Source organism: Deltaproteobacteria bacterium (assembly GCA_021737785.1).
Classification (GTDB): Bacteria; Desulfobacterota; DSM-4660; order Desulfatiglandales; family Desulfatiglandaceae; genus AUK324.
In genome coordinates this window covers 1-21,836 of sequence record JAIPDI010000042.1, presented here as the reverse complement: position 1 = coordinate 21,836, position 21,836 = coordinate 1, and the positions used below count along the sequence as shown (strand labels likewise).

The following is a 21,836-nucleotide window of genomic DNA, read 5'->3' as shown; positions in this document are numbered from 1 at the left end:
GAACGATACGACCGCATTTTATTGCAGCTCTTGGGCAGAGACCCCCACGGGCAAACTTCTTTGCACGGTGCAGAGAAGTTACGGACAAAAAGTCTAAAGCGGATACCCGCAACCAATCCCGCCAGGCGGGACTCACACCCCAGTACCATTTTCCGAAGCTACGGGGTAAACAAAGACACAAAGCACACAAAGGATTTTTTTTGAAAATAAACGGGAACATGCCCTTTTCTCTGTGTTCTTTGGCTCCGTGTGAGTCTATAAAATAAGGTATACCGGGATACAAACAGCTTTACTCAGTGGCCGATTCCTGATACTGCTCCAGGTCGATAAACAGCTGATATTCATTGCCGCCTTTGCCCCTGGTCACCTTAAACCCGAATTCCCGGGCCAGTCCCAGCATCTGGGTGTTTTCTGCAAGAACAGTCCCATAAAGGGTTTTGATCCCGTATTCCTTTCCCACGCGAAGGCACGTCCGGAGAAGTTTCCTGCCGATCCCTTTTCCCTGCCAGGCATCTCCCACCGCCACGGAAAATTCCGCTTCCTCATTATCCGGACCGGCGATTGCCCGGGCCACTCCCAGCATTTCATCTTCCCCCGCTTCCCGACGTAATGCCACCAGGGCGATATGACGATCGTAATCGATCTGGGTCAGTTGAATCAGGAGATCATTGGACAGGGATTTCATCGGTATGAAAAAGCGCTGATACCGGCTTTTCATGGACATGTTGTCGAAGAGATCCAAGAGGAGGGAGGCATCTTCGGGTCTGATGGGTCGAATAAAGATCTCCACGCCCCCGGAGGTTACCTCCTGGAATTCATACTGTTCAGGGTAGGGGCTGATCACCAGGTGGAGGGGGGAAGGCGTATCGGATTTTTTTATCAGAACCCGGGCGTCCACAGCATAGGGCTTTCCATCCTTTACAATTACCGGATTCATGTCCAACTCCGCAATCTCCGGAAAATCCACCAAAAGATGAGAAAGACAGACGATCAACTTTTCGAGGAGGGACATGTCGGCCGGGGGGATGTTGCGAAATCCGTTGAGAAGGGTAAAGGCCTTTGTAGGTTCCATGAGCCTTCGCGCAAGTGTCCGGTTCAGCGGCGGCAATCCCATCTCCCTGTCGCCGAGGACTTCGGCAAAGATGCCCCCCAGACCGAAGACGATCACCGGCCCGAAATTCGGGTCCTTGACCGCGCCCACCAGAAGCTCCACATCGGGATTTTTTATCATGGACTGGAGCGTCACACCCAGAATCTCGGCCTCAGGATCGTATGCATGGGCACTGTTCATGATCTTTTCATAGGCCTCGCGGACTTCCTGGTCGCTTCCAAGATCCGTCAACACCCCTCCGGCTTCGGTTTTGTGAGAGATATCCGGAGAGAGCACCTTCATCACCACGGGATATCCTATTTCTGAGGCCAAACCGACGGCCGCCTCCGGTGATCCCGCCGTCTCCGTCCGGTTGACCGGGATCCCGTAGGAAGAGAGGAGCCGTTTGGATTCGGTTTCCGTGAGAAGGCATTCCCCCTTTTCCAGCGCTTTCCCGATCACCTCCCTGGCGGAATCTTCGTCCGCAGCAACATCTCGTAAAAGTTTGGAGGGGATCTCCTGAAGCAGTTTCAGGTTCCGTGCATATTTGTCGAGAAACATGAAAGAACGGATGGCACGTTCCGGGGTATCATATGTGGGAATGCCCGCCCTGTTAAGGACATGCCTCCCCTCCTCCACGTCCGCGCCCCCCATGAGGGCGGTAAATACCTGGAAAGATCTCTTTTGCAGGCCCTTTCCCAGGGTCCGGGCCACCTCGGTGGGATTGGTCATGGCCTGAGGATTGACAATGACGAGCATGCCGTCGATCTCCCCGGCCTTGAAGCAGCATTCGGCCGCCTTTTCATACCGCTCGGCCGTAGCATCCCCCAGGATATCGATGGGATTTCCGTGACTCCAGTGGGGCGGCAGGATTTTATTGAGCCCGTTCATGGTTTCCCGGCTCAAAGGGCTGAGTTCCAGTCCATATTCTTCTATGGCATCTGCTGCCATTACGCCCGGACCGCCTGAATTTGTAATCACCACCAACCGTCGTCCCGAAGGGAGGGGCTGTTTGGCCAGCAACTCTGCGCAGTCGAAGAAATCCTGCAGGGTATCGACCCTCACCGCTCCCGCCCGTTTAAATGCCGCCTCGTACACCGTATCCTCTCCGGCCATGGCGCCGGTATGGGATGCTGCGGCCCGGGCCCCTGCCTTTCCTTTTCCGGCTTTCAGAATCACGATCGGTTTTACACGCGACACCGCACGCGCCGCACTCATGAATTTGCGAAAATGGGTCAGGCTTTCGATGTAGAGGAGAATACTTTTTACTTCAGGATCCATTCCCAGATAATCGATCAAATCTCCGAAATCCACATCCAGCATGGCGCCGATGCTCACGAAATATCTGAACCCCATGTGCTCTTTCAAAGAGAGATCGAGCATGGCGGAGCAGATGGCGCCGCTCTGGGAAATAAAGGCAAGGTTCCCTTTTGGCACCATGTGAGCGGCAAAACTGGCGTTCAGGTTCCGATCCGGACGTATGATGCCCATGCAGTTGGGGCCGATAATCCGAAGCCCGCCTTTTCTGGCCTCTCTGTCAATTTCCTTCTCCAACTCGAGACCTTCCGGTCCGGTCTCCCTCCCGCCGGCGGAAATAATAATGGCGCCCCCGACCCCCGTTTCCACGCACTCCTTGACAATTTCCGGCACCGTGGCGATCGGTGTTGCGATGATTGCAAGGTCCACATCCTGTTTTGCCATGGAGAGGGCGGGGTATGTTTTGATGCCCATGATCTCGGAATGCTTGGGGTTTACCGGGACGATCCGGCCCTCGTATCCGCCCCCGGTCAGATTTTCCATTAGGGCGAAGCCGATGCTCCCCTGACTGGGGCTTGCCCCTATTACCGCCACGGATTCCGGTTTGAATATTTTATCAAGATTGAAAAGTCCCATGAGTTCTCCCTTGTCCGCTTCACCGCGCCGGACAGCCAACAGAATCAAGGCATTCTTTAAAATAGGGTATAGTCTTGTTTGTGGAGTTTACTTCACCCCGGGAATAAGTAAATGGGGTAGATCCTGTATATCCGGACACCCCATCCCCCACCGTAGTTACAGCCCTATCAAGCCTCGGTGCCGGCATATCCGATTTTCCTTTGGACCCATCCTCCTTTGCGGGAGAAATACCGCATGGACCCTATTCCCATTTCCCGATGGAGAGGATAAAAGAATTCGAAAGACAGTTTATGGTTGACACCAGTTCCTGACAGCAAAGGAGTAACCAAATGGCAGATGTCATGAGCCAGACGGATATGGAAAACTTAAGAGAGACCCTCATGAGGAGACGCGAAGAAATCTTCAAACTTCGAGAAGGTTTTGACACCTCCTGGAAAGAACTGCAGGAAAAAGAAGTAGAGCTTGAGGAGACTGCTGAAAAGAGACAATTATCCCTGGGCCTCGAGCAACTGGATGAGCAGGAGGCGCGGGAAATCGAGGCCATCGATACGGCCCTGCGCCGGATGGAGACCGGCGATTACGGGGTATGCCGGGTCTGCGGAAAGCCCATCTCACCAAGGCGCCTGAACGCCTTGCCATGGACGCAGCACTGTACCCGGTGTGCAAAGACGCGGAAAGAAGGGTTAGACATGTCGGTTTCCCCCGAGACAGGTGAGACCGGGCTGCCGTCGGATTTTGAAGGGATGTCCGATGATGAACTGAAAACGCTCATCAATGAAAAACTGAAGGATGACGGCAGTATTGAGCTGGAAGATCTTCAAATCGATGTGGACAAAGGTGTGGTTCGCATGGAGGGTTCCCTGCCCAGTGAAGCATCCCATGAAATCCTGATGGAAATACTTCAGGACACCCTGGGGTTTCACGAACTTGAGGACCACGTGCGGATTGAAGGTATCTCCCGGCAAAGGGAGGATCGCGATCGTCCGGCAGACCTGAAAAAAACAGAAGAGGAGGAACTGCTGCAGGGCGAGGACATTAATGAAGAAGTGTTTCATTCGAGCAAATCCGGAAAGCCTGTCAGCCCTCCGGATGAGTTCATACCGGAAAACGTGCGATGAGACGATCCTATGAAGGTCCTTCCGAAAGCATTTCCTCATAGAGCCTTTCCGTATCCTCCCTTCGGCAGAGTTCAGTTCCCGGCGTCATGACGGCGGCGGCGCCTGCCGCCATACCGAATCGGACGGCATTCAGGAGGGGCTCGCCACGTTCCAGCGCAAGGACCATGCCGCCCACCATGCTGTCTCCTGCCCCCACTTTACTCTTGATCGGTACGGTGGGGACGCGCAGGCGTTCACAGCCGTCTTTCGAGACCAGGAGCGCACCTGCCGCCCCGAGAGAGACTACAAGCGCTTCGCTCTGTCCCTTTTGAACAATCTGCTCGGCCAGGGTCACCTGACACGATTCCTGATCGATCTTTGTATCCGACAGGGCCTCGAGTTCGCGGAAATTGGGTTTTATCATGTAGAGGCCTTCCTCCACCGCAATACGGAGAGGCTCTCCGGTGGTATCCAGAATGAGCCTGATATGCCGGTCTTTTGCCAGACGGGCAAGCCGCCCGTAGAAATCATCCGGGGTCCCGGGAGGAAGACTGCCGCTGGCCACCATATATTCGGGTGCGGGATCCACCGCCGATATGCTTCCAAGGCACTGCTTCCATTCTTCTTCAACCACCATCGGCCCCGGCATTCCGAACCGGTATTGCTGGCCGGTGGCCTTCTCATACACCATGAGGTTTTCGCGGGTCATGCCTTCGATCGGCATCCTCTGGCAGACTATCCCTTCCTGATCCAGCAGCATATCCAGCATTCGGCCTATCTGACCTCCTGAGAGATAGATGAGCGTGGATGTCCCGCCGAGCTTATGGACGGCCCGGGAGACATTAACGCCCCCGCCCCCAGGCTCATAGACGGGTTCTTCACAACGCAATTTCCGTTCGGCCACCACATTTTCGATGCTTGAACTCTTGTCGATGCAGGGGTTCATGGTCAAAGTCAATATGGACATGCGAGTCCCTCCCTAAAGCGACCTGACGGCCGCAACCAAACAGGTTTCACCTAAGTCCCGGAAGCGTTCCGGACGCCCGTGGGGGTCTCTGCTCAAGAGCTGCAATAAAATGCGGTCGTATGATTCGCCATGGGCCGTGCACTCTCTTACGCATCATGTTCCATGGCCTCGAATCCGGACACAATATCCAGCAGTTCCTCTGTAATGGACATCTGCCGCTGCTGGTGGTACTGCATATTGAGTTCTTCCATCTGGTCCCGGATGTTCCGTTCCGCCCCCTGCATGGAGGCCAGACGACTGGCGTTTTCGCTGGCCAGGGATTCTGCAAAGGCGCGAAAAAGGGAAACAAAGAGGTACTGCCGGATCAATGCCGAAAACAGGGGGTCCCAGTCCATGGTAAACATGGGGAGACATCGGTTGGGCCACTGTTTTTCCCGCACCTTCGAGAGCCATGTCCTGTCCACCGGCAACAGGTGCATGGTGTGGGGCCGATAGGATGCGCCGGAGAGGTGTTTACTGTAAAACAGAAATACCTGGTCCAGGCCCCGCTCTTTGTGCCAACCCTCAATGGTCATCAGAATGTCCTGGACCAGGGGTGTTATGCCGCTCACAGAGCCGGGCGCGGACAATGCCACATCCACCGGCTGATCCGCATCCTCAAGCCTCCCCCTGACACGCTCACCCAGGGCCATGATCATCCGATTTTGATGCGCCACCTGAGAAAATCGTCCCATTTCATCGAGCGCGTGTGCGACGATCTGATCGTTGAGCTGCCCGCACATCCCCTGGTCGGAGCCGAACACCACCGCCCCCAGTTGATCCTTCGGCCCGGCCCGGGCCCCCACCGTCATGTGGGGACGGTCCCGAAGGGCAACGCGAAGGGCCATCTCCACGGTCTGATTGTAATCGCCGAGGGATTCCACAGCCCGTTCGAACTGCCGGATCCTGACCGCGGCCAGGGCCTTCATGGTTTTCACCACGGATTGCAGATCTTTGGTGCTTTCAATCCGCTGTTTCAGTTCCTCCAGGGTTTCCATAAGCAAGTGCCCAACCGAGAAAAACAGAGATCAGATGTCAGAGGTCAGAAAAAAACGATACATCCCACATCCTGCATCCCCATTCTAAACCGCATTCGCCGCCGTCTCTTTCAGGGCCTCCATATCGTTTTGGCTGATTTTTTCACCCTGTTCGATCCGGTGACAGAGATCGCCCAGGTTTTTCGTCGCCGCCTCTCGTATCCGTCTCTCCGCCCCGGCCATCTTTTCAGGGGCGGTCGAATCCAATACCCCCTCGTTCACGGCCACCAGTACGGCGATCTGCTCGGCCACCCCCATGGGGGCATACTGAGGCTGTTTGAGGACCTCGCGCACCCGGCGGCCCCGTTCCAGGGTCTTGCGGGTATCCTCATCCAACTGGGTGCCGAACCGGGCAAACGCCTCCAGTTCTTCAAACTGCGAATAGGATAATCGAAGATCGCCGGCCACGGCCCGATAGGCGCTGAGCTGGGTCTTGCCGCCTACGCGGGATACGGACTTCCCCACGTCGACGGCAGGGAGGATCCCTTTCTGGAACAGGTCCGGCGAGAGATATATCTGGCCGTCGGTAATGGAAATCAGGTTGGTGGGGATATAGGCGGAGATGTTCTGGGCCTCTGTCTCAATAATCGGGAGGGCCGACAGCGACCCCCCGCCCAGTTCCTCGCGAAGATGGGTGGAACGTTCCAGGAGCCTCGAATGGATATAGAAGATGTCGCCGGGATAGGCCTCCCTCCCGGGTGGACGACGGAGAAGAAGGGAGAGTTCTCTGTATGCCCGTGCATGCCGGGTGAGATCGTCGAAGACCACCAACACATTCCTCCCCTGTTCCATGAAATATTCACCCACGGTCATGGCCGCGTAGGGCGTGACAAATTGAAGGCCGGGAGGGTCTTCTTCGGTGGCCACCATCACCATGCTGTGGTCCATGGCCTCGCCCTGATGCAGATCGGCAATGACCTTTGCCGCGGCCGAGGCGCGTTTGCCGATGGCGCAATAGATGCAGAGCACGTCCGTGTCCTTCTGGTTGATGATGGTATCCAAGGCGATGGCGGTCTTGCCTGTCTGGCGGTCTCCGATGATCAGTTCCCTTTGGCCCCGGCCGATGGGAATCAGGGCATCCACCACCTTGATCCCGGTCTGAAGGGGGACGGTGACGGGGAGACGGTCCATGATGGGATGCGCAGGCCGCTCAACAGGAAGTCGCTTCGAACCATGTATCGGCCCCCGGTTGTCAAGGGGACGTCCCTGGGCATCGATGACCCGTCCCAACAGGTCATCGCCTACGGGGATGTCCAGCACCCTGTCCGTGCGCCGCACCTCATCACCGGCCCCCAGATCCTCGCTTTCATCAAGGAGTACAATCCCCGCCTCATGAGGCGCCACATCAAAGGCCATTCCCAAACGCTCACCGGGAAAGCGAAGGAGTTCCCGGGACCGAACACCCTGCAGGCCCGCAACACGAACCACACCCGGTCCCAGGAAACTGATCACGCCTACCTCCTGAAGCCCCAATCGGGTTCGGTGGGATTTCAGGGCGTCCGCCATAACATCAAACACGTTATGGAGAGCTGCTCCCATCTCATCGGCTTCAGCCTTCACCATTTCCTCGTCCCCCGCCCTTATCCCCTTTGGCTTTCTTCTCTTCAGCGGCGTCAGCGTCTTCTTCTCTTGCCTCTTGCTTCAACATCGATCGTGTCTTGTCTTCCAGGTCCCGCATATAGTCCTCAAGACTCCAGGCCATTTTCTCTCCCCCGCTCTTGAGTTCAATTCCAAGGATGATCTCAGGATCCTCCTTATACCTGACCTCCGCATCCTCTGAAATCAGTTCATGAACGGCCGTCGTGATCTCTTGACGTCGGGTGTCGGGGATTTCGAATCCGCTTCGAACCGTTGCAATGTTGCCGTCCGCCTTGACGGCCTCGGCCATCTTTTGTCGTTCTTCCTTTTTCACGTGCCTCATTTCCCGGACAAAGACATGGGCAACCCGTTCTTCCAGATCTGCATCGGCCAGATCCCTCAGGGCGCGGCGGGACAGGGCATAGACCTGCTGACCGGCCAGCTCTTTCAACTCCCTGAGAAAGGCCGCCTTCTCCCGATGCACGGATTCCTGCCACTTTGACCGCAGGTTCTCCACATCGCTGCGGGCCTGCCGGGTCAGTTCCTTACGCTGATGCTCAGCCTCTTCCCTGGCATTGTCCAATATCTCTTTTCGTTTCTCTTCAATCTCCCGGTTCTTCCGGCGATAGTTCTCCGCCTCCTCTTCACTCTCCTTTTTCATTTCTTCAGCCGATTCCAGGCGGGAATGGACCTTTTCCTCGCGCGCGTCCATGGCCCGGATGACCCGGTCGTAGAGGAAGTATTTGAGCAACGCCACCAGGATAAGAAAATTGACGATCTGGGCGACGACGGTGAACCAGTCGATGAGCACGGCTTATCCTCCTGCCTTGGAGACCACATGGTCCCAGAAGGGGTTGGCAAACAACAGAATCATGGAGACCACGAAGGCGTAAATGGCCGTGGACTCGATCATGGCCAGACCCACAAACAGGGTCCGCGTAATCCTGTTGGCTTCATCCGGTTGCTGGGCCATGGAACTCAACGCCTGGGCCACAGACCGGCCCTCGCCGAGGGCGGGACCGATGGCGCCGATGCCGATGGTGAGTCCGGCGGTGATCACGGAGGCCATTCCGATTAGCGAAATACTGTCCATTATGAATCTTCTCCTTTCTCTTGTTCCGGGTTATCTTTCTTCTGTTCTTGAATCCGTGTCGCCGATGCAATATAGACCATGGCGAGCACCGCAAAGATATAGGCCTGAATCACGCCGGTAAGGAGGCCCAACGCATGCATGACAATGGGAAATATAAGGGGCGTAATGGCCAGAAGGATGGCGACGATCTTTGTACCGCTCATCATATTTCCGAACAACCGGACCGCAAGGGCCAGGGTGCGGGACACCTCGCCGATGATGTTAAAGGGAAGCATGAACGGCGTGGGCTTGATATATTGCCTTAAATAGCCCCGAAGGCCACGGCGCAGAATGCCGTAAACAGGAACGGCCGCAAATACGCACACGGCCAGTCCTGCCGTGGTGGAGAGGGATGACGTGGGCGCCACATATCCCGGGATAATGGAGAGGATATTGGAGATCAGGATGAACAAAAACAGGGTCCCCACAAAATAGAGGTAAGCGTCCGGCTCCTGCTGACTGATCTCGCGGATCTCCTTTCGTATCCCGTCCACCACGACTTCCAGGAGGTTCTGCCATCGTGACAGGCGCACATCCGCTGACAACCGCCGTGTGATCAACCAGGAACCGATCACCATGAGGGCCATCACCAGCCATGTAAATGCGATGGTCGCGTTGATGGAAACCGGTCCCCATTGCCAAAAGATCACCTGATCCGGGCTGATATCCTTTATGGTCATAAAATCCACTTCGTCTTACCTCCAGAAAACTCAAAGCTGAAAACTCAAAGCTGAAAGCTCAAAGCTGAAAGCTGAAAGCTGATAATCAACAGTCCCAAACGCGGAACTCGGAACGCGGAGCGCGGAAGATGAAACAACATCTCACATCGCACATCCCAAAGAACAGAGATCAGAAGCCAGAGGTCAGAAAAAAAATTGCTCATCCCCGACCTCTAATCCGGTCTCAACCGCCGAACCATCAAGAGGCGGATCACCATGACGCCCAACAGCGCAGCCATGAGCCGCTCCCATTCCCCTCCCATGACCACATAGAATGCGCCCAGGGACAGGCCTGTGCGCACCAGTAAGCTTAACAGGGTCAACCGCGCCGGATGGTCATCCGTGGCGAGTCGCCTGACCGTCCACCACAGGCCGCCGAAGTAAAAGGCCCCGATGCCCGCACCTGCTGCAAACGCCAATAAGAGATGAGAAATATGCTCCGTCATCGCGCTTCTCCATCCAAAAACCGGCTATTCAAAAGGGATCGCACCACCGGGGGGGACAGGATGCATGTGGCGGCTGAGACCACCACCATGGCGGCGTACGCATGGGAAGGGACCGCCCATTCTCCCAGGCTGAGCCCTTTGTGCATGATCACCATGGCGATTTCCGCTCTCGGGACCATACTCGTCCCGATAAGGAGGGCGCCCGCTATCCCGCCCATCAGAAACATGGGTACGCCGTTCGCTATCAGTTTACTCAATATGGCCATAACCAGAAGAATGCCGCCCATTCCCAGGGCTGTGTCCATAACGGCGGGGTCCAGGGCCAATCCGATTCCAATAAAGAAAAAGGGGCTGAGAAGCTCATATAAAGGGAGAAAGGAAGATTCCATCTTTACACTGTCCGGGTCTCGACTGAAGACCAGCCCGGCGAAAAAAGCGCCGATAGCCAGAGAAAACCCGAGCAGGTCTGCCAGGGCGGCAATCATCAGTCCTATGGCCACAACCACGAGCATGGGATCCGGTGGAGGTTCCAGATTTCGAAAGAAATGGGTCAACCCTTTTTCGGCATACCGGCTGAATAGAAAACATAATGTTCCGAACCCGATCAGCTTAATCAAGAAGAGGCCGAGGACACTGGAGATCATTGGCAGCCAGTCAGGGGGTGAGCCGGACTTCAGGCTGGGGAGGACGGCGAAAAGCATGGCCATGAGTACCACGGCGGAGATATCATCCATTTCCGCCACATCGACCAGGAGTTCGCCCCGGGGAGTGTTCAACATTCCGGATTCCTCCCATACGGCCACGGATATGCCCACGCTGGTGGCGGTAAACGCGGTTGCAATGACGAGGCTCGCGACCCAGTGGTAATGGAGCATGTAGAAGGCCGTGGCGAAACCGATAAGGCCGGTGATAATCACATTGGCGATCCAAATGACGCTCGCACGGCGGAGCTGGCCCAGCAGACCCCGGAGATTGCTCTCCAGCCCGACCCGAAACAGAAGCGTAAACAGCCCTATTTGCGCTAAAAACCCAAAGATCTCTTCACAGCCGATGGTGAAAAATCCGAGGTAATCGTCTGCCAGCCGAATGAAGAAACCGAGGATCAGAAACCCCACCAGAGAAGGCACACTGGTCCGATCCAATCCTGATTTGATCAACATCACCAGGAAGATGACGCTGCCGACCATGAGGATGACAAGCGGATAATTCAGTTCGTATTTACTCACGCCCGCTCTCCCGTTTCACCCAGTACCATGCATTCACACACCCTATGATGACCCCTATGACGAGACACATGAGGGTCCAGGACCGGGGACCGGGCCAGGTCTTATCGATCCAGATGCCGATGGCGATGCCGCCCAGGGTAGGAATGGCCACGGACCATCCCACGAGGCCGAACATCCCCAGCCCGAACCAGACACTTCGGTCCCCTTCCTTTCTCGCCTGGACCTTACGCGCTTCCTTTTTTCTCACTTCTTCCGAGAAATCTTTAGGATTATCTTTTTTCATTTACAAAGGGCCCTCACCCCCGTCGCTGGATCTCCAAAAAGCGCCGGACAAAGCCGGCCTCTATTTTCGCCATGGCGGAACGGGCTGTCTTTTCCCGATCGTCCAGAACCTTAAATGTGTCCTCTACGGTTTTTCTCAACCGGCCAAGCTCCGTCCCCCGCATGGCGTTTCTCGTGGAAACCCATACATTCTGCCCCTCTTTCACCAGCACCCCTTCATCCACTGCCACGAAAATTTCCTCGCCCTCTTTTGACTCGAAAGAGAGGAGTCCGGGGACCAGGGCCGTCACAAAATCAATATGTGCGGGGAGCAGACAAAAAAATCCATTTTGCGCCTCTGCGGTTACCTTGCCTACCTCTTCATCGAGGAGGACTTCAGTGGGAAGCAGTACTTTCAGACGCATGTAATTCCCCCTTTCGGGAAAAGGCTCGAGGCGTTAGGCCCAAGGCGTCAGGCACCCGATACCCGATACCCAAGGGAATTTAGGCTTCATCGATCTTGCCGATCATGTAAAGGGACCTTTCTGGATAATCGGCGAATTCATCGTTCAGGATCCGCTCGCACCCATCAAGGGCATCCTCCAGATCCACCATTTTGCCCTCATGACCCGTAAACTGTTCAGTGACAAAAAACGGCTGCGTCAAAAACCGCTCCAGCCTGCGGGCCCGATACACGGTTCGCCGATCCTCCTGGGAGAGTTCTTCAATCCCCAGCATGGCAATGATATCTTTGAGATCCTCATACTCTGCAAGGGTATTGCGCACCTTCTGAGCAATGGCGTAGTGTCGTTCTCCCACCATGTGGGGCACCAGCATTTTGGACCCGGACTGGAGCGGATCAATGGCCGGGTAAAGCCCCTCGCTGGCCTTTTTACGGGAAAGGACGATGGATGCCGACAGATGGCCGAAGGTGTGAACCGCGGCCGGGTCCGTGAAATCATCGGCCGGCACGTATACCGCCTGAATGGAGGTAATGGCGCCTGTGGAGGTGTTGCAGATTCTCTCCTCCAGTCCGGCCAGTTCCGTCCCCAGGGTGGGCTGATATCCGAGCCGTGACGGAAGCTGTCCCAGAAGTCCGGAGACCTCCATGCCCGCCTGGACAAAACGGAAAATGTTGTCTATCAGGAGGAGCACGTCCTGCCGGATCTCGTCCCGGAAATATTCCGCCATGGTCAGGGCCGCATGCCCTACCCGGAATCTGGCCCCCGGCGGCTCGTTCATCTGGCCGAAGACCATGACCGTGTTCTCCAGGACCCCGGCCTCCTTCATTTCGCGGTACAGCTCTTCGCCCTCCCGAACCCGCTCGCCGATTCCGCAAAAAAGGCTGACCCCCTCATGCCCGCCCACCATGTTGTTGATCATCTCCATGATGAGGACCGTTTTGCCCACCCCCGCGCCGCCGAACAGGCCGGCCTTTCCCCCAAGCTCAAGGGGCGACAGGACATCAATGGCCTTGATGCCGGTGGTGAAGATCTCTGATGCGGTGGATTGCCTGTGCAGGGGCACCGGCGCCTGATGAATGGACTGCCACTCTCCGCCCGTGACAGGGTCCCCCCTGTCAATGGTCTCCCCGAATACATTGAATACCCTTCCCTTCAATCGCTTTCCCACCGGCACCTTCAGCGGATGGCCCGTATCCGTGATGGGAGACCCTTGAGCCAGCCCCTGCTCCGAGGTGAGGGCGACGCCTCGAACCTGTTCGGCGCTCAGGTGGGTCACCACCTCGATGATGATGTCCCCGTCATCCCCTGCCCGCAACACATTGAGCAGGGATGGAAGCCGTTCGGGAAAATGGGCATCCACCACGCTCCCCCGGACGGAGAGAACGGTCCCGATGTTTTCACCCTCGGAATGCCGCCTTTCGTTCATTCCACTTCCCCCAGCGTTCTGCGATTCCACATCCCACATCCCCTGTTCGAGTCCTACTTTCTTTCCACCTCTGCAACGCGTTTTTTCACCTCGATGACGCTGTCCGGGTTCAGGGATATGGAGTCAATCCCCTCCTCCACGAGAAAGGCGGCGAAGTCCGGATAGTCGCTGGGCGCCTGCCCGCAGATCCCCACCTTTGTCTGTTTCTTGTGAGCGGCCTCAATCAGCCTCCGGATCTCTTTCTTGACGGCCTCATTCCGCTCATCAAAGAGGTCTGCCAGCTCCGCAGCGTCACGATCCACTCCCAGGACCAGTTGGGTGAGATCATTGGATCCGATGGAAAACCCGTCAAACCGTTCGGCGAATTCCTCGGCCAGGCTCACATTGGAGGGAATCTCGCACATGACATAGACCTCCAGGCCTTTGTCCCCGCGAATGAGATCGTTGTGCGCCAGGACCTCCAGGACCCTGTCCGCCTCTTCAAGGGTTCTGCAGAAGGGGATCATGATAATGACATTGGTCAGCCCGATCTCTTCCCGGACGCGCTTGACGGCCCGGCATTCCAGTGCAAAGCCTTCACGATATTTGTCACTGTAATAGCGGGAGGCCCCGCGAAAGCCGAGCATGGGGTTGTTTTCCCTTCCTTCAAACTCCCTCCCTCCGATGAGTTCGGCATATTCGTTGGTCTTGAAATCGCTCATTCGTACGATCACCGGATCCGGATACTGGGAAGCGGCGATCTTTGCAATCCCCCGTGACAGGTGATCCACAAAATACTCGGTCTTGTCCTCGTATCCCCGGGTAAGCCTGTCGATCTCCTTTTTCGCCTCCTTGTCTTTCAGGGCCTTAAAGCGGACCAGGGCCATGGGATGGATCTTGATGATGTTGTTGATGATGAATTCCATCCTGGCCAGCCCGATCCCTTCACAGGGCAGTCGCCACCAGCGGAAGGCGGCCGCGGGACTGGCGATGTTCATCATGATGCGGGTCCGGGTCTCCGGGATATCCTCCAGGTTCACCTCCTCCTCCTCGAATTTCAGGATCCCCTTGTAAACATATCCTTGGTCTCCTTCGGCGCAGGAGAGGGTGATTTCCTCGCCTGTCTTGAGGACCTCGGTGGCCTCTTCGGTTCCGACGATGGCAGGTATTCCCAGTTCCCTGCTGACAATGGCCGCATGACAGGTGCGGCCTCCGTGGTCTGTGATGATGCCCGCGGCGTTCTTCATGATCGGCACCCAGTCAGGATCCGTCATCTCGGTAACCAGCACCGCGTTTTTTTCGAACTGTCCGATCTGATCCGGGCTCTTGATGAGGCACGCCTTTCCCGCGGCGATGGCATCTCCGATACTCAGACCGGTCAGAAGCCTTTCTCCTTTTTCCATGAGAGAATAGGCCTTGAGCGTACCTGCCTCTTTCTGCGACTGAACCGTTTCCGGGCGGGCCTGTACAATGAACAGTTCATTGGTTTCACCATCCTTGGCCCATTCGATATCCATCGGCCTGCCGTAGTGGTCTTCGATACGGCACGTCCATTGCGCCAGCTTCAGTATGTCGCCGTCGTTAAGGACAAAGGCGCCGCGTTCCTTTTTGGGGGTATCGATGTTCCGTGTGGTGCTGCTCCCCCCACTGGCATAGATCATCTTTTTTTCTTTGGCGCCCAGGGTCTTTTCAATAATGGGTCGATAGTCATCCTTGCCCAACAGGGGCTTGAAAACCCTGTACTCATCCGGATTAACGGTCCCCTGGACCACATTTTCTCCCAGCCCCCAGGCCGCATTGATCACCACCACGTCCGGGAAACCGGTCTCCGTATCGATGGAAAAGATAACCCCGGAGCCGGCCTTGTCCGAGCGCACCATCTTCTGAACGCCTACCGAGAGGGCCACTTTCATGTGGTCAAATCCCTTTTCCTGACGATAGCTGATGGCCCTGTCCGTAAACAGAGACGCGTAGCATTTCCGGCAGGCGTCCAGGAGTTCCTCCTCCCCGGTCACATTGAGGAATGTCTCCTGCTGCCCGGCAAAACTGGCATCCGGCAGGTCTTCGGCCGTTGCGCTGCTCCTCACCGCCACATCCACATCCTCAACGCCATACTGCTCGCACAACCGCTTATAGGCATTCCCCACGGCCAGGGAAACACCCTCCGGGAACGCGGCCTTGAGGAAGAACCTGCGGACGGCTTTGCCTGTCTGTTCCAACGATGTGTCTCCCTGATTCAGATCCCTCAGCCGGCGTTCAATCTTTTCCTGAAGATTATTGGCATCCAGAAACTCCCGGTACGCCTCTGCTGTGGTGGCAAAGCCCAGGGGAACGCGAATGCCTTCCTCCTTCAAATTTCGGATCATTTCTCCCAGGGAGGCATTCTTTCCCCCCACCTTCGGCACGTCTTTGGACCCGATCTCCTCGAATGAAAGGACATAGGGGCTCTCTTTCGCCATACGAATTACTCCTTTTCCTTAATATTGAGCTTATATCAATAGCGGATGCGGGGCAGCGGGAAAATGGGGTGAAGACAGTATCCCGGAGGCTGTGGAACGTAAAAGGCGCTTTATTTCACAGGGGCGCCGGACGTCGCAGGTGATTTTTGCTTCTCTTCCGGGCCTCCTCCTTTCGACTCCAGGATCTCATCGATCTCCTCTCTGGAAAGGGATTCATGTTCCAGAAGCGCTTCAGCAAGGCCATCCAGTTTGTCGCGGTTGGATTCCAGCAGGTGCGCGGCCTTATCCGCCATCTCCTGGATCATGCGCCGTACTTCTTCATCGATCAGGCGGGCGGTCTCTTCACTGAAGTCTCTCGCTTCCGACATCTCCCGCCCCAGAAAGGGGTGGGGTTCGCCCCGGCGGAAGGTCACCGGACCCACCTTGTCGCTCATCCCCCACTGGCACACCATTCGACGCACCAGTTCGGTGGCCTTCTTGAGGTCATCGCCGGCCCCGGAGGAGACATCCTTGAACACGATCTTTTCCGCCGCCCTTCCGCCCAGCATGATGGCTATCCGGCCAAGGAGATAACTGCGGCTGAAATTGTGCCGGTCCTCCGTGGGGAGCTGTTCAGTCGCGCCCAGTGACCGGCCCCGGGGAATGATGCTCACCTTCTCCAGGGGATCCGCGCCGGGATAGAGTTTGGCCACCAGGGCATGGCCCGCCTCATGGTAGGCGATCAGCTGTTTCTCTTCATCTTTGATCACATCCTCACGTTCGATCCCCATGATAATCTTATCCCTGGCCTGATCAAAATCCTCTGCTTCCACTTTCTGCTTTTCCTTGCGGGCAGCCAGCAGGGCCGCTTCATTGACCAGATTCTTGAGATCCGCCCCCGAAAGCCCGACGGTCCGGGCGGATACTTCCTCCAGGTCCACGTCATCTGCCAGAGGGACTTTTCGTGTGTGAACCTGAAGAATCTCGATGCGCGCCTTCTTCTGGGGCAGTTCCAATGTGATCTGCCGGTCGAAACGGCCGGGCCGCACCAGGGCGGGATCGAGTACATCCGGCCGGTTGGTGGCCGACATGACCACTACATTTTCATTGGGATCGAACCCGTCCATCTCGGCCAGAATCTGATTCAGGGTCTGCTCTCTCTCATCATGGCCGCCGCCGAGACCGGTTCCGCGTACCCTCCCTATGGAATCAAGTTCGTCAATGAAGATGATGGTGGGGGCGTCCTTTTTGGCATTCTTGAACATGTCTCTCACCCGGGATGCCCCCACGCCCACGAACATTTCTATGAATTCCGACCCGCTGATGCTGTAGAAGGGGACATCCGCCTCCCCGGCAACGGCCCGCGCCAAGAGGGTTTTGCCCACCCCCGGGGGACCCACCAGGAGGATTCCCTTGGGCAATTCGCCACCCAGGGTTCTGAATTTTGACGGATCCTTCAGGAAATCAACCACCTCATGAAGTTCCTTCTTGGCATTGGCCAGCCCCGCCACATCCTGAAAGGTCAGGTTGCTCGTGGACTTGGTATAGAGCTTGGCCTTGGACTTGGCGAATCCGAAGGGGCCGGCCCCGCCTCCCATCCGTTCCTGGAATTTTTTGCTGGTGTATACGAAAAATCCGATGATGAGGATCCATGGAAGTACGCTGATGATCAGGGTCCACCACCACGAGTGTTCTCCTGATTGCGCATGGATAATCACATCTTTCTTTTCCAGGAGATCCATGAGCCCCGGGTCCTCGAAAGAGGGCCGGGTCGTCTTAAACTCTTTGAATTCAGGCGTCTCTTTATCGCCGAACAGGGTGGGGCGCGGCTCCCCCTCCACGGGTGCTTTAAATGTTCCCGTCACTTCCTGTCCCCTGACCGTTATGGCCTCGATCTGCGCCTCTCTTACCCTCTGCTTAAAATCCGAATAGGAGAGATTCATCCGCACCGGGCCGCCCCACCGGCCGAAGAGATAAGACATCATTATCCAGAAGAGGACCATCCAGATGACGATTTTCCAGTTAAACCCTCTCCAGCCCATGGGTTCCTTGTTCAACGGGGGGGTCTGTTTGCCGTTCATGGGTTATTGATCCTTTCGGTGGCACATCCCACATCCCTACAGGTCCACGCCGATGACATGGTGGAGGATGATGGCTATGACGAGCCCAATGATCAGTATCCAGAAAAAAATGTTGAGTGTAATATAGGTCAATGTTTCAAGCTCTTTTTCCAACTCAACGCGTTCAAGCATGTTGAGGGTCTCATGTCGCCCCGCGGGGGGCTTCCTGGGCAAAATGATGATGAGAAGCAGGCCGATCATGAGGCCCGCCAGGACAAAGACCAGCCAATGGAGGCCCCACAGGGTCGGACCGAAAGGCCTGATCCATACCCCTCCTGCCCAGATGGCCAGGAAAATGAGGAGGAACAGCCAGATCAACCCGGTCCTGCGCCCGGACTTTCGGGTGACGAGCACGTAGAGACCGGTCAAAATCACAGCGATTACGAACGAAACAAAGAATTCCGGGATAACCATTTGTAACCTCCATCGTCTGGGTACTCGGTATTGGGTACTGGATATTAGCCTTCCGTCATTCCGGCACGCTTCCAGCCGGAATCCAGAAATACGGCGGACTGGATTCCGGCCAAGGGCATGCCGGAATGACGGGACAGCACACAGCCGTTCTGGTTGCGGGTATCCGCTTTAGGGGTTATTGGGTTACTTATTTGCTTTCAGCTTTGAGCTTGGTACCGGATCCATATTCCACCCTATGCCATAACCGTGTTCCGGTACATGAGGGCAATCCTGTATTTCAATAAATAAAAGGAGGTAACATGAGGACCGTTTTTGGTCAGGAGCGCAGGCTTCTGTGTCAAAACAACGAATTTTTTGTTGTGTATTTGAAAAAAACAAAATAAATTAACCTATCTTGAGAGTCCAAAGTTCTCTCGTCATGCCGGACTTGATCCGGCATCCATATGATGGAACTTATTGAAATCCCGCAGTGGCGGGACTGGATTCCGGCTTTCGCCGGAATGACGGATCGAGATTCTCGAATCTAATAATATCAATATGTTAGAAGAACTTCGGACTGTAGAGTAACCTATCTGTGCAAGGGAAAATTGAAACCTGCGGATACGGTGACCCGCCTTATTATTTTTTGACTATGGCACATAAAATCGACGACTACCGGCATGATGATTCGGGGCTTGATAATATCTCTGCCCACACGGACCGCGATTCGAAAGAGGCGCTTCTGGCCAGAATCAAGGAACTTGAGGATTTTTATGATTTCTCGCCGGTCGGCTATTTGAGTCTGGATCCAAACGGCCAAATCCTGGATCTCAATCTGGGTACCGCTCTTATGCTGGAAACCGAAAGGCAGGGATTGATCGGCGGATCGTTCTACGACCATATTGTCCGGGATGACAGAGATACCCTTTATATCTATTTGAGAGAGACGTTCCGGCACAAAAAAGGTGCGGAATGCGAGCTTCGAATCAAGAATGAGCGCCGGGAGGTAAAACAGGTCACCCTGAAGGGGAAATTCCATGAAGATCATAAGGACCGCGTTTTCTGCAGGTCGGTGATGCTCGACATTACCGAACGGCTCCATGCTGAAGAAAAGTTCCGGCTGATCGCCGAGACAAGCAACGACGTTATTTTTGAGATAGACAGGGAGGGGATCATCCGCTACAGCTCGCCCGCCGTGGAAAATCTGTTCGGCTATATGCCCGAAGAGGTTCGAGGAACGCCTTTCGAGAAATATGTACAAGCCTCTGACGTTCCAAAAGCACGGGGTGTATTTCAAGAGATGCTCAGCGGCAAGAAGACCCCACCTTTCGAGATTTGCGCCGTGAGCAAGAGCGGAATCCCTGTTTCCCTGGAGATCGGTACGGCGCTTGCCCATAGTGACGGTGAACTTGTCGCCATCTTTGGAATTGCCCGGGATTTGACCTGGCGCAGGCAAATCCAGGAGACCCTCAGAAGAAACGAGGAGCACCTTCGCCTCGCAGTCGAGGGAGGCCAATTGGGGACCTGGGACATCGACCTGATTACCGATGAGGTGACATGGAACAGTATTCTGTACGGCCTGCTCGGCCGGGACCCCGGCCGGCCCATCACCGGGGAGACGTTCTTTGAATATATTCACCCGGACGACCTGCCCCGGGTACGTGAACGCGTGCGAGAGGCATTCCGGAACCTGACGAATTATGTCGATGAATTCAGGGTGATACGCGAAGATGGCGAGGTGCGCTGGCTGGCCTCCTTCGGCCGGATATTCCACCATGAGGGGGAGCAGCCGATCCGCATGTCCGGGGTGAACTTCGACATCACGGATGCCAAACTCCTGTCCATCAAACTGCACGAGTCTTACAAGACGCTCGAAGAGAAGGTTGAAGAGCGCACAGGAGAGCTCAAACGAACGAACGAGATGCTTCTTAACGAAGTGGCCAAACGCAAACGGTATGAGGCGGATTTGAAGGCCGCATCAGAAAAAATATTGCGGGAATCAAAAAAAAGACGATATTTGTCCGCCAGGCTTGTGGAAATTATCGAAAGGGATCGTCGTGACATGGCCATGTATCTTCATGACGATCTCGGCCAGATGTTGACATCCTTGAAAATGGACCTGGAATTGGCCAGGGACGGCCTTGGAAGACCGGATGGCCCATCCAAGGAGATGCTGGAAAGGGCGGAAGCCAAGGCGCTTGGGGTTATGAGGAAGGTCAAGGACATTTCCCGAGACCTGAGGCCGAACGTACTGGATACCCTGGGGCTCGACCGGGCGCTCCGGTCTCTGATCGAAAACGTTCGTATGGACTCCGGCCTCAAGGTACATTTTCATTGCAAAGATACCTTCAAGGACCTTGACCCTGACAAAACCCTTGCCGTCTACCGCATCACCCAGGAAGCCCTCGCCAATATGGCCAAGTATGCCCAGGCAACAGAGGTGTTTGTGAGCCTGATCAGGAAAGACGGTTCACTCCGGTTGAGCGTGGAAGACAACGGCATCGGGTTCAATGTGGATGAGATAATGAGATCCGAAACGGGCCAAGGCGCGTTAGGGATAAAGATGATGCAGGAGCGGGCCCTTCTTGCGGGCGGCGAATTGACCGTGGACTCCGGGATCGGAAAAGGCACAATTGTGAGCGCGGAGATACCGGTTGAATAGCAGTGCCTGAACGGAAATCACGCCTTGGCGTGATTCAGGCACTATTGAATATTCAAGAATTGAAAAGTGAAAATTGATGCATTCGTAAAAAGTCGTCACCCCGTTGAATCCCGCCGAATGGCGGGACGGGGTCCAGAGGTTTTGTAACTGATTGAATCCCGCTGTTGCGGGACTGGATTCCGGCTCCCGGATCGGAGTCCGGGACAAGCTTCGCCGGAATGACGAAAAATGACATTTCCTGACTTTTTACGAGACCATCAAAATTGATGGAACAAATTTTACATTAACAGAACTTCTTCCCATATTTCACTGTTTCTTGATTTTTCGGGTTTCCGTTCGGGTACTAAATAGAGATGTGAGATGTGGGATGTGGTTCCAGGTCGCTTTTAACTTTCGCTTCCAGATGTGAGATATGGTACAGGGATATGGGATATGGGATATGGCCCGTATCGCACATCGCAACAAAAAATTGTTTCATGAATGAGGGTACCCAATGACAGGCACACCGCGGGTGCCAAAGGCAGTCACAGGGCTTCCAAAGGTGTCCACACAGATTGAGGGACTGGACGAGATACTGAACGGGGGTTTTCCGGCAGGGAGGACCACCCTCATCAGCGGAGGTCCGGGCACAGGAAAAAGCCTGATCGGGCTGGAGTTTTTGTACCGGGGCGCGCTGGCCGGAAATCCGGGCATGTTTCTAAGCTTTGAAGAAACCGGGGAAAGCATACGCCAGAACGCCGCCATCTTCGGCTGGGATCTGGATGCCCTGGAGGAGGAGGGAAAATTCTTTTTGCTGGAGGGACAGATAGACCCGCATGTCCGCCTTTCCGGCGATTTCAATCTGAAGGGGCTTCTCGCGATTATTGAGG

The 21,836-nt window shown here is 55.5% G+C and carries 18 protein-coding genes; 3 read left to right on the top strand and 15 right to left on the bottom strand.

Annotated elements, in window-relative coordinates; genetic code table 11:
* Window positions 1-289: 289 nt before the first annotated feature.
* Window positions 290-2,983: a bifunctional acetate--CoA ligase family protein/GNAT family N-acetyltransferase gene (locus K9N21_18095; protein ID MCF8145825.1), complete on the bottom strand. Its 2,694-nt coding sequence runs from the start codon at window positions 2,981-2,983 to the stop codon at window positions 290-292.
* A gap of 329 nt (window positions 2,984-3,312) precedes the next feature.
* Here K9N21_18095 and K9N21_18090 point away from each other — a divergent pair, with 329 nt between their 5' ends.
* Window positions 3,313-4,101, top strand: a complete 789-nt coding sequence (locus K9N21_18090; protein ID MCF8145824.1) for a TraR/DksA C4-type zinc finger protein — start codon at window positions 3,313-3,315, stop codon at window positions 4,099-4,101.
* A gap of 7 nt (window positions 4,102-4,108) precedes the next feature.
* Here the strand turns inward: K9N21_18090 and K9N21_18085 are convergent, their stop codons facing one another.
* The 14 genes from K9N21_18085 to K9N21_18020 form a co-directional block, all read right to left on the bottom strand.
* Window positions 4,109-5,047, bottom strand: coding sequence for a 1-phosphofructokinase family hexose kinase (locus K9N21_18085; protein MCF8145823.1), 939 nt, complete (start codon window positions 5,045-5,047; stop codon window positions 4,109-4,111).
* Between the two features lie 146 nt (window positions 5,048-5,193).
* A complete protein-coding gene (locus K9N21_18080; GenBank protein ID MCF8145822.1) occupies window positions 5,194-6,084 on the bottom strand; it encodes a F0F1 ATP synthase subunit gamma in 891 nt (296 codons plus the stop codon).
* A gap of 84 nt (window positions 6,085-6,168) precedes the next feature.
* Window positions 6,169-7,662: an alternate F1F0 ATPase, F1 subunit alpha gene (locus tag K9N21_18075; GenBank protein ID MCF8145821.1), complete on the bottom strand. Its 1,494-nt coding sequence runs from the start codon at window positions 7,660-7,662 to the stop codon at window positions 6,169-6,171.
* A gap of 10 nt (window positions 7,663-7,672) precedes the next feature.
* Window positions 7,673-8,512: a hypothetical protein gene (locus tag K9N21_18070; protein MCF8145820.1), complete on the bottom strand. Its 840-nt coding sequence runs from the start codon at window positions 8,510-8,512 to the stop codon at window positions 7,673-7,675.
* Between the two features lie 3 nt (window positions 8,513-8,515).
* Window positions 8,516-8,794 (bottom strand): F0F1 ATP synthase subunit C, encoded by a 279-nt coding sequence (locus K9N21_18065; protein MCF8145819.1) that lies wholly within the window; start codon window positions 8,792-8,794, stop codon window positions 8,516-8,518.
* Window positions 8,794-9,513, bottom strand: a complete 720-nt coding sequence (locus tag K9N21_18060) for a F0F1 ATP synthase subunit A (GenBank protein ID MCF8145818.1) — start codon at window positions 9,511-9,513, stop codon at window positions 8,794-8,796. Before K9N21_18060 ends, K9N21_18065 begins: the two co-directional genes overlap by 1 nt.
* 212 nt (window positions 9,514-9,725) lie before the next feature.
* Window positions 9,726-9,998 carry an ATP synthase subunit I gene (locus K9N21_18055; protein MCF8145817.1) on the bottom strand — a complete coding sequence of 91 codons (273 nt, stop codon included), beginning with the start codon at window positions 9,996-9,998 and terminating at the stop codon, window positions 9,726-9,728.
* The gene (locus K9N21_18050) at window positions 9,995-11,185 is read right to left on the bottom strand and encodes a cation:proton antiporter (GenBank protein ID MCF8145816.1); all 1,191 of its coding nucleotides are present in this window, start codon (window positions 11,183-11,185) and stop codon (window positions 9,995-9,997) included. Before K9N21_18050 ends, K9N21_18055 begins: the two co-directional genes overlap by 4 nt.
* Before the next feature lie 31 nt (window positions 11,186-11,216).
* Window positions 11,217-11,507: an AtpZ/AtpI family protein gene (locus K9N21_18045; GenBank protein ID MCF8145815.1), complete on the bottom strand. Its 291-nt coding sequence runs from the start codon at window positions 11,505-11,507 to the stop codon at window positions 11,217-11,219.
* 13 nt (window positions 11,508-11,520) lie between these two features.
* On the bottom strand, window positions 11,521-11,910 hold the full coding sequence (locus K9N21_18040) for a F0F1 ATP synthase subunit epsilon (protein ID MCF8145814.1): 390 nt from the start codon (window positions 11,908-11,910) through the stop codon (window positions 11,521-11,523).
* Window positions 11,911-11,989: 79 nt separating this feature from the next.
* Window positions 11,990-13,375, bottom strand: coding sequence for a F0F1 ATP synthase subunit beta (atpD, locus tag K9N21_18035; GenBank protein ID MCF8145813.1), 1,386 nt, complete (start codon window positions 13,373-13,375; stop codon window positions 11,990-11,992).
* A gap of 53 nt (window positions 13,376-13,428) precedes the next feature.
* Window positions 13,429-15,813, bottom strand: a complete 2,385-nt coding sequence (ppsA, locus tag K9N21_18030) for a phosphoenolpyruvate synthase (protein ID MCF8145812.1) — start codon at window positions 15,811-15,813, stop codon at window positions 13,429-13,431.
* A gap of 110 nt (window positions 15,814-15,923) precedes the next feature.
* Window positions 15,924-17,834 carry an ATP-dependent zinc metalloprotease FtsH gene (gene ftsH, locus K9N21_18025; GenBank protein ID MCF8145811.1) on the bottom strand — a complete coding sequence of 637 codons (1,911 nt, stop codon included), beginning with the start codon at window positions 17,832-17,834 and terminating at the stop codon, window positions 15,924-15,926.
* 75 nt (window positions 17,835-17,909) lie between these two features.
* Window positions 17,910-18,326 (bottom strand): hypothetical protein, encoded by a 417-nt coding sequence (locus tag K9N21_18020; protein MCF8145810.1) that lies wholly within the window; start codon window positions 18,324-18,326, stop codon window positions 17,910-17,912.
* 631 nt (window positions 18,327-18,957) lie between these two features.
* Between K9N21_18020 and K9N21_18015 the strand changes: the two genes are divergently transcribed.
* Entirely contained in the window at window positions 18,958-20,967 is a 2,010-nt protein-coding gene (locus K9N21_18015) for a PAS domain S-box protein (protein MCF8145809.1), read from the top strand.
* 493 nt (window positions 20,968-21,460) lie between these two features.
* A partial coding sequence (locus K9N21_18010) for a hypothetical protein (protein ID MCF8145808.1) occupies window positions 21,461-21,836 on the top strand: 376 nt, incomplete at its 3' end.

What these genes read in the sequence shown, in the direction of transcription:
- K9N21_18095 (MCF8145825.1), bottom strand. Translation starts at nt 2,983, where the DNA reads ATGGGACTTTTCAATCTTGATAAAATATTCAAACCGGAATCCGTGGCG.
- K9N21_18090 (MCF8145824.1), top strand. Translation starts at nt 3,313, where the DNA reads ATGGCAGATGTCATGAGCCAGACGGATATGGAAAACTTAAGAGAGACC.
- K9N21_18085 (MCF8145823.1), bottom strand. Translation starts at nt 5,047, where the DNA reads ATGTCCATATTGACTTTGACCATGAACCCCTGCATCGACAAGAGTTCA.
- K9N21_18080 (MCF8145822.1), bottom strand. Translation starts at nt 6,084, where the DNA reads ATGGAAACCCTGGAGGAACTGAAACAGCGGATTGAAAGCACCAAAGAT.
- K9N21_18075 (MCF8145821.1), bottom strand. Translation starts at nt 7,662, where the DNA reads ATGGGAGCAGCTCTCCATAACGTGTTTGATGTTATGGCGGACGCCCTG.
- K9N21_18065 (MCF8145819.1), bottom strand. Translation starts at nt 8,794, where the DNA reads ATGGACAGTATTTCGCTAATCGGAATGGCCTCCGTGATCACCGCCGGA.
- K9N21_18060 (MCF8145818.1), bottom strand. Translation starts at nt 9,513, where the DNA reads ATGACCATAAAGGATATCAGCCCGGATCAGGTGATCTTTTGGCAATGG.
- K9N21_18055 (MCF8145817.1), bottom strand. Translation starts at nt 9,998, where the DNA reads ATGACGGAGCATATTTCTCATCTCTTATTGGCGTTTGCAGCAGGTGCG.
- K9N21_18050 (MCF8145816.1), bottom strand. Translation starts at nt 11,185, where the DNA reads ATGGTCGGCAGCGTCATCTTCCTGGTGATGTTGATCAAATCAGGATTG.
- K9N21_18045 (MCF8145815.1), bottom strand. Translation starts at nt 11,507, where the DNA reads ATGAAAAAAGATAATCCTAAAGATTTCTCGGAAGAAGTGAGAAAAAAG.
- K9N21_18040 (MCF8145814.1), bottom strand. Translation starts at nt 11,910, where the DNA reads ATGCGTCTGAAAGTACTGCTTCCCACTGAAGTCCTCCTCGATGAAGAG.
- atpD (MCF8145813.1), bottom strand. Translation starts at nt 13,375, where the DNA reads ATGAACGAAAGGCGGCATTCCGAGGGTGAAAACATCGGGACCGTTCTC.
- ppsA (MCF8145812.1), bottom strand. Translation starts at nt 15,813, where the DNA reads ATGGCGAAAGAGAGCCCCTATGTCCTTTCATTCGAGGAGATCGGGTCC.
- ftsH (MCF8145811.1), bottom strand. Translation starts at nt 17,834, where the DNA reads ATGGGCTGGAGAGGGTTTAACTGGAAAATCGTCATCTGGATGGTCCTC.
- K9N21_18020 (MCF8145810.1), bottom strand. Translation starts at nt 18,326, where the DNA reads ATGGTTATCCCGGAATTCTTTGTTTCGTTCGTAATCGCTGTGATTTTG.
- K9N21_18015 (MCF8145809.1), top strand. Translation starts at nt 18,958, where the DNA reads ATGGCACATAAAATCGACGACTACCGGCATGATGATTCGGGGCTTGAT.